The sequence below is a fragment of the Allobosea sp. P4_H5 genome (assembly GCF_056400825.1).
This window is the reverse complement of the sequence record NZ_JBFUKM010000001.1, coordinates 172,184-184,018: the sequence shown is the minus strand read 5'-3', so window position 1 is coordinate 184,018 and position 11,835 is coordinate 172,184. Positions and strand designations below refer to the sequence as shown.

Annotated in this window: 11 protein-coding genes; 5 read left to right on the top strand and 6 right to left on the bottom strand. The window is 66.7% G+C overall.

The features are described from left to right. Positions 1 to 25: 25 nt before the first annotated feature. Positions 26 to 802: a bestrophin-like domain gene (locus AC1DS0_RS00915; protein WP_476812528.1), complete on the top strand. Its 777-nt coding sequence runs from the start codon at positions 26 to 28 to the stop codon at positions 800 to 802. A 15-nt stretch (positions 803 to 817) separates the two neighbouring features. On the opposite strand, the gene ppx is transcribed toward AC1DS0_RS00915, so the two are convergent. The 3 genes from ppx to AC1DS0_RS00900 form a co-directional block, all read right to left on the bottom strand. Continuing rightward, entirely contained in the window at positions 818 to 2,380 is a 1,563-nt protein-coding gene (gene ppx / locus AC1DS0_RS00910) for an exopolyphosphatase (RefSeq protein WP_476812527.1), read from the bottom strand. After that, entirely contained in the window at positions 2,316 to 4,532 is a 2,217-nt protein-coding gene (locus AC1DS0_RS00905) for an RNA degradosome polyphosphate kinase (RefSeq protein WP_476812526.1), read from the bottom strand. The genes ppx and AC1DS0_RS00905 overlap by 65 nt, the downstream gene beginning before the upstream one ends. 145 nt (positions 4,533 to 4,677) lie before the next feature. Then, positions 4,678 to 5,358, bottom strand: coding sequence for a TetR/AcrR family transcriptional regulator (locus AC1DS0_RS00900; RefSeq protein WP_476812525.1), 681 nt, complete (start codon positions 5,356 to 5,358; stop codon positions 4,678 to 4,680). Between the two features lie 161 nt (positions 5,359 to 5,519). Between AC1DS0_RS00900 and AC1DS0_RS00895 the strand changes: the two genes are divergently transcribed. Next, positions 5,520 to 6,149, top strand: a complete 630-nt coding sequence (locus tag AC1DS0_RS00895; protein ID WP_476812524.1) for a hypothetical protein — start codon at positions 5,520 to 5,522, stop codon at positions 6,147 to 6,149. Positions 6,150 to 6,231: 82 nt separating this feature from the next. Continuing rightward, positions 6,232 to 7,464, top strand: coding sequence for an acyl-CoA desaturase (locus AC1DS0_RS00890; protein ID WP_476812523.1), 1,233 nt, complete (start codon positions 6,232 to 6,234; stop codon positions 7,462 to 7,464). 4 nt (positions 7,465 to 7,468) lie between these two features. Here AC1DS0_RS00890 and AC1DS0_RS00885 read toward each other — a convergent pair whose 3' ends face one another. The 3 genes from AC1DS0_RS00885 to AC1DS0_RS00875 form a co-directional block, all read right to left on the bottom strand. Beyond that, positions 7,469 to 8,146: a P-loop NTPase family protein gene (locus tag AC1DS0_RS00885; RefSeq protein ID WP_476812522.1), complete on the bottom strand. Its 678-nt coding sequence runs from the start codon at positions 8,144 to 8,146 to the stop codon at positions 7,469 to 7,471. 7 nt (positions 8,147 to 8,153) lie between these two features. Continuing rightward, on the bottom strand, positions 8,154 to 9,248 hold the full coding sequence (locus AC1DS0_RS00880) for an AI-2E family transporter (RefSeq protein ID WP_476812521.1): 1,095 nt from the start codon (positions 9,246 to 9,248) through the stop codon (positions 8,154 to 8,156). Between the two features lie 69 nt (positions 9,249 to 9,317). Further along, complete coding sequence (locus AC1DS0_RS00875; protein WP_476812520.1) at positions 9,318 to 9,848, bottom strand: CDP-alcohol phosphatidyltransferase family protein; 531 nt, start codon at positions 9,846 to 9,848, stop codon at positions 9,318 to 9,320. Between the two features lie 183 nt (positions 9,849 to 10,031). Here AC1DS0_RS00875 and purM point away from each other — a divergent pair, with 183 nt between their 5' ends. Next, complete coding sequence (gene purM, locus AC1DS0_RS00870; RefSeq protein WP_476812519.1) at positions 10,032 to 11,102, top strand: phosphoribosylformylglycinamidine cyclo-ligase; 1,071 nt, start codon at positions 10,032 to 10,034, stop codon at positions 11,100 to 11,102. Then, complete coding sequence (gene purN / locus AC1DS0_RS00865) at positions 11,099 to 11,719, top strand: phosphoribosylglycinamide formyltransferase (RefSeq protein WP_476812518.1); 621 nt, start codon at positions 11,099 to 11,101, stop codon at positions 11,717 to 11,719. Before purM ends, purN begins: the two co-directional genes overlap by 4 nt. Positions 11,720 to 11,835 lie beyond the last annotated feature (116 nt).

Here is an 11,835-nt window from a genome sequence, read left to right as displayed (position 1 = left end):
GCGCAGACAGATTCTCGGGGGCAACGTGTTCATCCTGTTCCATCAATTGCCGCTGGCGGCGATGTTCCTCGCCGTGCTGGCGCTGAGCCTTGCGATCTGCTGGCTGCTGATCGGCCTCGTGCGCTTCGCCATCCCGCGGCTCGGCTACCGGCTGGACCAGCCGCTGCCGATCCGCGATTCCGTCATCAATGCCTGTGGGGGGTTGTTCGCGCTGATCGTCGCCTTCTCAGCCGCCGGCATCTGGAACGATGCCGTGTCGGCACGAACAGCGGTGCAGCGCGAGGCCGATGCAGTGGAGACCGCGCTCACCCTTTCGGTGGTGCTGCCGGAGGAGACGCGGTCCGAGCTGACCAGCGGGCTACAAGCCTATCTGCGCGAGGTCGTCGCGATCGACTGGCCGGCGATGGCCAGAAGCAGGCTGCTCAGCGACCCCGTCTTCGATCAGTCGGAAAAGCACCTGCTCGGCGCCATCCATCTGGTGTCCCGGCAAAATGCTGCGGCGGCCTATTCGCCGCTGCTCAACCAGCTTCTTGAGATCCGTCACGCCCGACAGGCGCGGCTGGCAGCCTCGATCGCCGGCATCACCTGGGCGCAGTGGTGCGCAATGTGGCTGATCTCGACGACGACATTGCTCGCAATCATCATCTGCAACAGCCATGCCTTCCGCATGCAGGTCGTCGCCGCGCATCTCTATCTACTGGTCGCCTCGGCCGCCTATTTCGTCATCCTGGCGCATGATCGGCCATTCGTCGGCCGGATCTCGATCCAGCCGACGGCCTTCCAAGGTCTGAAAACGCGCTAGAAAAGATCTCGCGGCTCAGCGGATGTCGATCTCACGCCCGAGCAGCTTGGCGAGCTGCTTCAGCCGCCCGGTGACGCGTTCGCTCGCCAGCGACTTCAGATCATCCGGCAGGCGCAGGACGAGCCGGCTGTCGACACAGGCCAGCGGCGCCCGCGACAGGATGCCCGGCATGCCGGCCGAGATCAGATAAGCGACCCTGAAGGCCGCGGCGAGGATGTGCATGCGTTCGAGCAGGCGCACCGTCAGCAGCCGTCGCAGCCCTTCGGCCGCCGGCGCCGAGGCCTTCAGGCCGGCATAGCGATAGAACGCCGTCAGCGCGAGGAAAGCGCGGCCAGCATGATCGACGCCGCTGAACGAGGCATGGGCGATGACGTTCAGCGTCTGCTCGCCGCGATAGTCGGGATGGGCGCGCCAGCCGATGTCGGAGAGCAGGCAGGCCGCGAGCTGCAGCCGCTGCAACGCCGGATCGTCGTGCGGATAGGCGCTGGCGACGAGCTTGTCGGTCCAGGCGATCAGGTCGGCGGCATGGCGCGGATCGCGGGCACGCAGCTGGTTGTAGTCCTCGGCGCCGCGCAGCAGCGCGTCGGCAGAGCGTTCGCTTTCGTCGAGCTGCTCGTGCAGCAGGCCTTCGCGGACGCCATTGGCGGAGATCACGACATTGCGCGGCCGGCCGCGCTTGATGATCTGGTCGAGCACCAGCGCGCCATAGGCGAGCAGCGGACGCCGTGCCGAGGAGACCGCCTCGATCGCTTCCAGCATCGAGGCGTCGGCGCGCTCGACCAGCCGGACGAAGTCGCTCGCCTCGCGCGCCGGCACGATATAGCCGTGCATGACGTTGAGCGGGTAGCCCGACTGGCGCTGATGCAGGGTCGCCAGCGCACGCCAGGTGCCGCCGACGGCATAGAAATCGCGCCCACGCATAGCGGCGAGCTGCGGATGATGGTCGAGATCGTCGCGGACGATCTTCTCGGCCGCCTTCATCGAGCTCCTCGAGCGGTCGATCAGCGCCAGGCCGCCGAGCGGCAGGCTGATCCCCTCCCCGACCTTGTCGCCGTCGACCGAGATCAATTCGAGTGAGCCACCGCCAAGGTCGCCGACGACGCCGTGCGGCTGGTCGAAGCCGGAGATCACGCCGAGCGCCGAGAGATAGGCCTCGCGGTCGCCGGAGATCAGCTCGATCTTCTGGCCGACGGCCGCTTCCGCCCGTGCGATGAAGTCCGGGCCGTTCGAGGCATAGCGGGCCGCCGCCGTGGCGATGACCCGGAGCTGCCCGACATGCATCGCCTCGCAGAGGATGCGGAAGCGCACCAGCGCCGAGAGCGCCTTGTCGATCGCATCCTGCGCGAGCATGCCGGTCGAGGCGACCTGCCGGCCGAGGCCCGCCATCTCCTTCTCGTTGAAGACCTGCGCGGGCGCCCGCGACAGGTTCTCATAGACGACGAGACGGACCGAGTTCGAGCCGATGTCGATGATCGCAATGGTGTCGTCGACGCTCAGCCGGCCCGAAGCCTGCTCAGGCCTTCTTGCCGGCGCGGCGGGAGAGGCTGCGAGGGCTCGAACTGGAGAGAGATTTGCCACGACCAGACAGGCTCGGATTCGTCATGAAATACTTGTGGGCGTTGAACGACTCTTCGGCCGATGGCGGGACAATGCGTCGCGAGCCGCCATCGGGCAAGATGGTCCAGCTCTGTTCGTTGTCGAGAAAGTTCGCCAGCATGATCTGCTCGAGCATCTGCTGGTGGACCGTCGCGTTCAGAATCGGCGTCAGCGCCTCGACGCGGCGGTCGAGATTGCGCGGCATCAGATCGGCCGAGGAAATGTAGAGCTTGGCCTTGGCCGAGGGCATGCCGTGGCCGGCGCCGAAGGCATAGACGCGGGTGTGTTCCAGGAAGCGCCCGACGATCGACTTGACGCGGATATTGTCGGAGAGGCCTGGCACGCCGGGCCTGAGGCAGCAGATGCCGCGCACGACGAAGTCGATCTGCACGCCGGCCTGGCTGGCGTCGTAGAGCGCGTCGATGATCTCCGGATCGACCAGCGAGTTGCACTTGCCCCAGATCGCGCCCTTGCGGCCAGCCTTCACATGCGCGACCTCCTCGGCGATGTCGTCGAGCAGGCGCTTCTTCAGGTTGACCGGCGAGACCGCCATGCGCTCGAGCTCGGCCGGCTCGGCATAGCCGGTGATGAAGTTGAAGACGCGGGCGACGTCCTGCGCCATCACCGGGTCGGCGGTGAAGAAGGAGACGTCAGTATAGATGCGCGCCGTGATCGGGTGGTAGTTGCCGGTCGCGATATGGCAATAGGTCGCGAACTGGCCCGCCTCGCGGCGCACCACCATCGAGAGCTTGGCGTGGGTCTTGAGCTCGATGAAGCCGTAGACGACCTGGACGCCGGCGCGCTCGAGGTCCTTGGCCCAGCGGATGTTCGCCTCTTCGTCGAAGCGCGCCTTGAGCTCGACCAGCGCGGTCACCGACTTGCCGGCCTCGGCGGCCTCCGCCAGGGCCTGGACGATCGGCGAGTTCGAGGAGGTGCGATAGAGCGTCTGCTTGATCGCGACCACGTTGGGATCGCGCGCCGCCTGCTGCAGGAACTGCACGACGACGTCGAAGCTCTCATAGGGGTGGTGGACGATCAGGTCCTTCTGGCGAATGGCGGCGAAGCAGTCGCCGCCATGCTCGCGGATGCGCTCGGGAAAGCGGGCATTATAAGGCTTGAACTTCAGGTCCGGCCGGTCGGCGCCGACGAGCTGGGACAATTCGTTCAGGGCGATCATGCCATCGACGACCACGATCTCGTCGGGATCGACCTTGAGCTCGCGGATGATCATGCTGCGCAGATGCGCCGGCATGTCGGAATGGAGTTCGAGACGGATAACGACGCCGCGGCGACGCTGCTTCAGCATGGTCTCGAAGACGCGGACCAGGTCCTCCGCCTCCTCCTCGATGTCGAGGTCGGAGTCGCGGATGATGCGGAAGGAGCCGGTGCCCTTGACCTCGTAGCCAGGGAAGAGCTTGGCGATGAAGAGCGAGACAAGGTCCTCCAGCATGATGAAGCGCTGGACGCCCTCGCGGGCAAGGTCAGGCAGTTCGATGAAACGGTCCACCTTCACCGGCACGCGGATCAGCGCGTCGAGCGCGCGCCCGTCGCTGACCCGCTCCAGCGCGAGCGCGATGGTGAAGCCGAGATTGGGGATGAACGGGAAGGGATGGGCCGGGTCGATCGCCAGCGGCGTCAGCACCGGGAAGACATAATGCAGGAAGCGGTCTTCCAGCCAGATGCGGTCCTGCGCGCCGATATCGGCGGGGCGCAGCAGCATGATGCGGTTCGCTTCCAGGTCCTGCTTCAGCTCGGTCCAGCGGATCTGCTGGTCGCGGGTCAGGGCCGCGACGCCCTCGCCCAGGGCCGCGAGCTGCTCGGCCGGGCTGAGGCCATCCTGGCTCGGCGTCACCACGCCCGCCTTGAGCTGCTCGCGCAGGCCGGAGACGCGGACCATGAAGAACTCGTCGAGATTGTTCGCCGAGATCGAGAGGAAGCGCAGCTGCTCCAGCAGCGGATGGTTGCGGTTGGAGGCCTCCTCCATCACCCGGCGATTGAACTGCAGCCATGACAGCTCGCGATTCATGAAGCGCTTCGGCGATTGCCTGAGCTCCTCGTCGAGATGCAGCACTGCTGCCGGGGGAACCGGGGCTACCGTCTTCGGGACCGGCAATTCCGCCACATCTTGGGTCATGCGCTTTGCTCTCGCTGTCGACGCCGCTCGTGCCACTGCCGGTCCTGTAGCTGTGCTATGTGTCGGTTTGCTTGCAGCCGAAGCGGCCGCCACCGCCTTGAAGCCATCGTAGCGTGACGGTTCGATGACAGGCGAGGCGCAAACGTCATGAACGCTCTTCGGTCACCGGATGTTTCAGCAGACCGGCAAGGAAAAGATCGAGCGAGCGTTCCATCACGTTCTCCGCTTCGTCCTCCGCGATACCCCAACTCGGGAACTGCCCGTCGATCAACATGCGCGCCAGACCGTAGACCAGCGCCCGCCCGGTGATCTGAATCAGCTGCGGATCGCCGACGCGCAGGAGCCCGCGCCGGCCCGCCTCCTCAAGCAGGCTCACCATTTGCGCCTGGATCTGGGCATTGTCCGCGCCCAGCGAGACCGAGCCGGCGAAATCGATCGCCCGGCGCGAGGAGATGATCTCGAAATGCGTCGGATTGCGCCTTGCCCAGTCGAGGAAGGCCTTGCCGATGGCGCGGATGCGCCGGATCGGGTCGTCGCTGGTCTCGCGAGCCAGCGCGGCGGCGATCTCGACCCGGAAGCGCGCCATCGCCTCCTCGGCCACCGCCGTCATCAGCGCGACCTTGTCGGGGAAATGCCGGAAGGGCGCCGCCGGCGAGACGCCGACGCGGCGCGCCACCTCGCGAATGCTGACCGCATCGAGCCCGCCTTCAGCCGCGAGCGCCATCCCTTCCGCGATCAGCGCCTCGCGCAGATTGCCGTGATGATAGGACGAGGCGCTCGCTGCGTCCCCGCTCGGTTCCGTCCGATTCGCTTTCGTCGTGTTCATCGCAGCGAGCCTAGCCGAGTTCCCCAGCCAGCAGCAGCCGAGCTTAAGCCGCCATACCGGGCCATCACGATCATGTAATCGCCGATTACATTCCATTGTCCCACTCTCACCAGCATGTAATCACTGATTACATGCTGAAGGCACGCAAGAGGGGAGCGACAATGTCGAACGAAACAAGGCGCAGCCCGGCTCTTCCGGCCGGCCTGGAAGGCTGGCCCCTGGCAGGCATGCTCGCGGCCATCTTGACGGTTGCAGCCCTTGCCGCCTTCGCCTCCATCGGCGGCAGCGAAGGTATCCGCATGGCGATCAAACTGACGGCGCGGACCTCGCTCGTCCTCTTCCTGCTTGCCTTCATCGCCTCCGCGCTGTTCCGCATCTGCCCGAATCCGTGGACGCGCTGGCAGTTGCGCAACCGGCGACAGCTCGGCCTCAGCTTCGCCGTCTCGCATCTGCTGCACGCCATCGCCATCGTCGCGCTTGCCGTCGCCGATCCGAAGCTGTTCGCGGAGCTTGGCGGGTCGAGCATGCTGGTCGCCGGCGGCAGCGCCTATCTCGTGATCGCGGTGATGGCGGCGACCTCCTTCGATCGGACGGCCGCATGGATCGGCGCGGTCGCCTGGCGCCGCCTGCACCTGTTCGGCGCCTGGTATATTTGGCTGAGCTTCATGGTCACGTTCGGCAAGCGCGCCCAGCCCGACATGGTGTACTGGCCGTTCATCGGCGTGCTACTCGGCGCCGCCGCGCTGCGCCTGATCGTCAGCTTCCTGCCATTTCCTGTGCTGCGACGCTGACGGCGCTTGCACCTGTCACGCCCCTGCTGTTTGGTCGGCATGTGAATCCCGCATGCCTTCAGACGTAGTCCAGAGAGCGAACTTGTCAGAGCAGAACCAGCACGCCGACGACCACGGCGACATCGTCTACCCCTCGGCCATTCCCTTCGTGCTGGCGCATCTGGCCTGCTTCGGTGCGCTCTGGAGCGGTGTCAGCGCGACCTCGCTCTGGCTCGCCTTCGGACTGTACTGGCTGCGCATGTTCGCGGTGACCGGCGGCTACCACCGCTATTTCTCGCACCGGACCTACAAGACCAGCCGGGCCGGCCAGTTCCTGCTCGCCCTTCTCGCCCAGTCGACGGCGCAGAAGAGCGTGATCTGGTGGGCCTCGAAGCACCGGCATCACCATCGCTTCTCCGACACCGAGCACGACGTGCACTCGCCGGTGCTGACCTCGTTCTTCTATTCCCATGTCGGCTGGATCTTCAGCAACGGCCATGATCGTTGCGACACCTCGACCGTCACCGACCTGACGCGCTTCCCCGAGCTCGCCTTCCTGCACAGGTTCGAATTGCTGCCGGCCTTCGCGCTGGCGCTGATCTGCTTTGCCATCGATGGCTGGAGCGGGCTGTTCGTCGGCTTCTTCTGGTCGACGGTCGCGGTCTACCACGGCACCTTCTGCATCAACTCGCTGGCGCATGTGCATGGCGACAAGGACTATGTCACCGGCGACGAGAGCCGGAACAACTGGTGGCTGGCGATCATCACCATGGGCGAAGGCTGGCACAACAATCACCACGCCTATCAGTACAGCGTTCGCCAGGGTTTTCGCTGGTGGCAGTGGGATCCGACCTATTACCTGATCCTCGGCCTGTCGAAGCTGCGCCTGACCTGGGATCTGAAAGCGCCACCGCGGGCGGTGGTCGAGCGCTCGCAGGCGCTACCGCCGCGCGTGATCGAGCGCTCGGCCGAGCGGCTCGCCGCCTCCGTCCCGGTGGAACGCATCGTCCAATCCGTGCGCGATGCCTATGCCAACGTGCCCGGCCTGCCCGAGCTGCACCTGCCGACGCTGACGCTACCCGAGTTCCGCGAGGCGCTCGCCGCGCTCCAGGCGCGGGCCAGCGAGCAACTGCATGCGATGCAGGCGCAGGCGCAGGACGCGATTGCGCAGTGGCACATGCCGACCCTGCCGAGCCGCGAGGAATTGGCCGAGAAGGCAGCCGCCATGTTCGTCAAGACGCCGTCGCTCGACGCGATCGCGGCGCGGGCGCACGACCTCCTGATCGAGACGATCCATGCCCGCCTGACCGGCACGGCGAATACGGCGAAGGCCTGAGCGGTCACTCGTCCGGGAAAAGCGAGGCGACCACCTCGGTGGCCATGGCGCGGGTGACGCGCCGGCCACGCTCGAGCGAGAGCTTGTCGAGTGCATCGACAAGATCGCGCGCCGCGGCGAAAGAGCGCTCCATCCGCAGCGCCAGCGCTTCGATCGTGCCGGTGTCGACGATGAGTTGGCGATCGACGAAGAGCTTGACCAAAAGCGCGCGCAGCAGCGCATCGTCCGGCGGTGCGATCTCGGCCTGCGGCGCGAGGCGCAGGCGCGAGAGCAGGTCCGGCACCTTCAGCCCCCATTGCCCTGGCTCGGTCCGCGCCGTCAGCAGCACGGAAGCGCCACGCGCCTTGGTGGCGTTGAGCAGATGGAACAGCGCCGGCTCGTCGAGCGGAGCGCGGTCGCAATCCTCGATCACCAATGCCCCGCCGGAGGCCAGATGCGGCACCTGCGTTTCGTCGAGCTCGGCGGCGGACAGCGTCCAGGCATGGGCACGCGCCGCCCAGATTGCGGCGAGATGGGTCTTGCCCGCCCCCTCCGGGCCAACCAGGCGCAGCCAGGAGGCCGGCCAGCCCGGCCAGCTCTCGATCAGCCCATAGGCCTGCTCGTTCGAGGGGCCGACGAGGAAATCCTCGACGCCGTGGCGGCTGTCGACCGGCAAGTCGAAGGCGAGCTGGCGCGGTTTCACCGACGGCTCAAGGTTCGGCATGAATCTTCGAAGCCTGGCCAGTCTGGCCACGGTAATAGGGGCTAGCGAGGTATTGCCGCAGCACGAAGCGGGCAAGCACGCCGATGATCGCCGCCAACGGCACGGCGAGCAGCAGGCCGACGAAGCCGAAGAGCGAGCCGAAGGCGAGCAGCGCGAACATCAGCCAGACCGGATGCACGCCGATCGAGTCGCCGACGAGCTTGGGCTGCAGGATATTGCCCTCGATGAACTGGCCGATGGCGAAAACGGCGAGCGTCAACAGCGGCATCGTCCAGTCCGGCCAGAACTGCACGGTGGCGACGCCGACCGAGAGCACGAGCCCGGTCAGAGAGCCGACATAGGGGATGAAGGAGAGAAAGCCGCTGATGATGCCGATCAGCGCGCCGAAATTGACCCCGACCAGCGACAGGCCGATCGCATAGAACGTCCCGAGCAGCAGGCAGACCAGTGCCTGACCGCGCAGGAAGCCGGCGATGGCGACGTCCATCTCGTGCAGCAGGCCACGGATCGTGTCGCGATGGTCGAGCGGCAGCCAGCTGTCGACGGTCGCGACCATGCGGTCCCAGTCGGCGAGCAGATAGAAGGCGATGACGGGCGTCAGCACCAAGAGCGAGAACACGCCGATGATCGCGGTGCCGCCGGACCAGAGCGAGCCCAGCAGCTTGCCGACCCAGCTCGTCGCCTCGCCGACGAGGTTGCCGAGCGAGCTCTGGGCATCCTGCGCCAGCTTGGCCCCGCCGAAGCGCTCGATCAGCGGCGCGCCACGCTCCATGATCAGCGCCTGCAATTTGGCAGCGTCGCCCGGCAGGCGCGCCACCAGCCCGGCGAGCTGCTGGCTGAGCAGCGGGGCGAGCAGCACCAGCCCGGCGACGAAGACGAGCAGGAACAGGCAGAGGATCGCGATCGTCGCGGTGAGCCGGCTGAGCCCCCACCGCTCCAGCCGGTCGGCCAATGGATCAAGCAGATAGGCCAGCGCCAGCGCCGCGATGAAGGGCAGCAGCACGTCCCGGAACAGCATCAGCGCGAGCACGAGGCTGGCGAGGGCGAGCAGCCAGAAGAGCAGTTGACGCTGAAGACTCATGCACTCGCCTCTACGGAACCTATCGGCCCTGATTATGGTGATCCGCGCCGAACCATCCAAGCTGTCGGTTCAGCCGGCCATGTGCCGCAGCCAGAGCGCGAGGTAGGCGCCCATGGAGGCGAGCGTCAAGGCCGCAACGATGATCTGCGCCGCCGGCATGATGGCGCCGACGTCGATCTCGAAGGATTTCGAACCGAGCACCAGAGCCGCGAAGACGAGCTGGGCCGCGGTATTGAGCTTGCTGACGACGATGGGCGCGATCGTCACCGGCTTCTCCAACAGCCAGGACAGGATGACCGCCGTGACGATCATCATGTCGCGCGAAACGACGACGATTACCAGCCAGACCGGGATGATGCCGATGATGGCGAGGGTGATGTAGATCGAGACGATCAGCGCCTTGTCGGCGAGCGGGTCGAGATAGGCGCCGAGCTCGCTCTTCATGTCGAAGCGCTTGGCGATGAAGCCGTCGATCGCGTCGGAGACGCCGGCCGCGACGAACAGGAAGAAGGCTTCGTCCCAGCGGCCGTTGACGATCATGACGATCACCAGCGGCACCAGGATCAGCCGGGCGATGGTGATCAGGTTCGGAAGCGTCATCGCGGGAAACCTGCCGACTGAATCGCAGCTCAGGGTAGAACATGGGCGGGAGAAGTGCGAAACGCTTTCGCAGAAGGGCTTGCCCGCAGCCCTGCCCTTGCCTATTCGCTCGCGCAGCATGAGCAGTATCTGGTCAGGTCAAAGCGACCTGAGCCGTAAAACAGGCTCTAAGGAGCGAAGCCGATGACCAAACCGGGCGCCAACGGGCTGACCTATGCGCAGGCGGGCGTCGACATCGATGCCGGCAATGCCATGGTCGATGCGATCAAGCCGCTGGTGCGCTCGACGCGCCGGCCCGGCGCCGACGCGGAGATCGGCGGCTTCGGCGGATTGTTCGACCTGAAGGCCGCCGGCTTCAGCGATCCGATCCTGGTCGCGGCCAATGACGGTGTCGGCACCAAGGTCAAGATCGCGATCGAGAGCGGCCGGCATTCGACCATCGGCATCGATCTCGTCGCCATGTGCGTCAACGACCTCGTCGTGCAGGGCGCCGAGCCGCTGCTGTTCCTCGACTACTACGCCACCGGCAAGCTCGACCCGCAGGCCGGCGTCGAGATCGTCCGCGGCATCGCCGAGGGCTGCCGCCAGGCCGGCTGCGCCCTGATCGGCGGCGAGACCGCCGAGATGCCGGGCATGTATGCCGGCAACGACTACGACCTCGCGGGCTTTGCCGTCGGCGCCGCCGAGCGCGGTACGCTGCTGCCGCGCGCCGATGTCGTCGCCGGCGACGTCGTGCTCGGCCTGCCCTCCTCCGGTGTGCACTCGAACGGCTATTCGCTGGTCCGCCGCATCGTCGCCCTCTCCGGCCTGGCCTGGGAGGCGCCCGCCCCCTTCGCTTCTGAAAAGACACTGGCCGAGGCGCTGCTGGAGCCGACCCGAATCTATGTGAAGAGCCTGCTGCAAGCGCTGAAGGCGGCGCCCGGCATCAAGGCGCTCGCCCACATCACCGGCGGCGGCTTCCCCGACAACATCCCGCGCGTCCTGCCCGACGATCTCGGCGTCGCGATCGACCTGCCGGCGATCGCCGTGCCGCCGGTGTTCGGCTGGCTCGCCAGCGTCGGCGGCGTCGCCGAGCGCGAGATGCTGCGCACCTTCAATTGCGGCATCGGCATGATCGTCGTCGCCGAGGCGGCGCAGGCGGACGCCGTCATGGCGGCGCTGACCGAGGCCGGCGAGAAGCCGGTGCGGCTCGGCGAGGTCACGGCGCGTGACGCCGAGGAGGCCGTCACCTATCGCGGGAAGCTCGCCCTGTGAGCACGGCAAGGCGGGTTCGGACCGCGATCCTGATCTCCGGGCGCGGTTCCAACATGATCGCGCTGATCGAAGCTGCCAAGGCTGCCGACTTTCCGGCGGAGATCGTGCTGGTCGCCGCCAATCTGCCGGATGCCGGCGGGCTGGAGCGGGCGGCCGCGGCCGGCATCGCCACGGCCAGCGTCGACCACCGCCCCTTCGGCAAAGACCGCGAGGCTTTCGAGCGGGCGCTGGACGCGGAACTGCAGGCCCACGGCATCGAGCTCGTCGTGCTCGCCGGCTTCATGCGCGTGCTGACCTCCTGGTTTGTGACGCGCTGGCAGGGCCGGATGATCAACATCCACCCCTCGCTGCTGCCCGATTTCCGCGGCACGCACACCCATGCGCGCGCGCTCGAATCCGGCGTCGCCGAGCATGGCTGCACGGTCCATTTCGTCGTGCCCGAACTCGACGCCGGGCCGACCATTCTGCAGGCCAGAGTGCCCGTGCTGCCCGGCGACGACGAGGCGAGCCTGTCGGCCCGCGTGCTCGAGCAGGAGCACAGGATCTATCCGGAGGCGCTGGCGCTGGTTGCGTCAGGAGCTGTGAAACTGGAAGACGGGGTGGCGGTCGGCGCTTAGCTTCCCCCATGCGTCATTCTCGGGCGGAGCGAAGCGCAAACCCGGGAATCTCGTAATGAGAAGACACCAACCGGGGCCACTTCCGGCCTGAGATGCTCGGGTCAAGCCCGAGCATT

Bases quoted from the DNA above. Each gene is read 5' to 3' on its own strand.
- AC1DS0_RS00900 (WP_476812525.1), bottom strand. From the start codon at position 5,358: ATGAACACGACGAAAGCGAATCGGACGGAACCGAGCGGGGACGCAGCG.
- AC1DS0_RS00905 (WP_476812526.1), bottom strand. From the start codon at position 4,532: ATGACCCAAGATGTGGCGGAATTGCCGGTCCCGAAGACGGTAGCCCCG.
- AC1DS0_RS00880 (WP_476812521.1), bottom strand. From the start codon at position 9,248: ATGAGTCTTCAGCGTCAACTGCTCTTCTGGCTGCTCGCCCTCGCCAGC.
- purM (WP_476812519.1), top strand. From the start codon at position 10,032: ATGACCAAACCGGGCGCCAACGGGCTGACCTATGCGCAGGCGGGCGTC.
- AC1DS0_RS00875 (WP_476812520.1), bottom strand. From the start codon at position 9,848: ATGACGCTTCCGAACCTGATCACCATCGCCCGGCTGATCCTGGTGCCG.
- AC1DS0_RS00895 (WP_476812524.1), top strand. From the start codon at position 5,520: ATGTCGAACGAAACAAGGCGCAGCCCGGCTCTTCCGGCCGGCCTGGAA.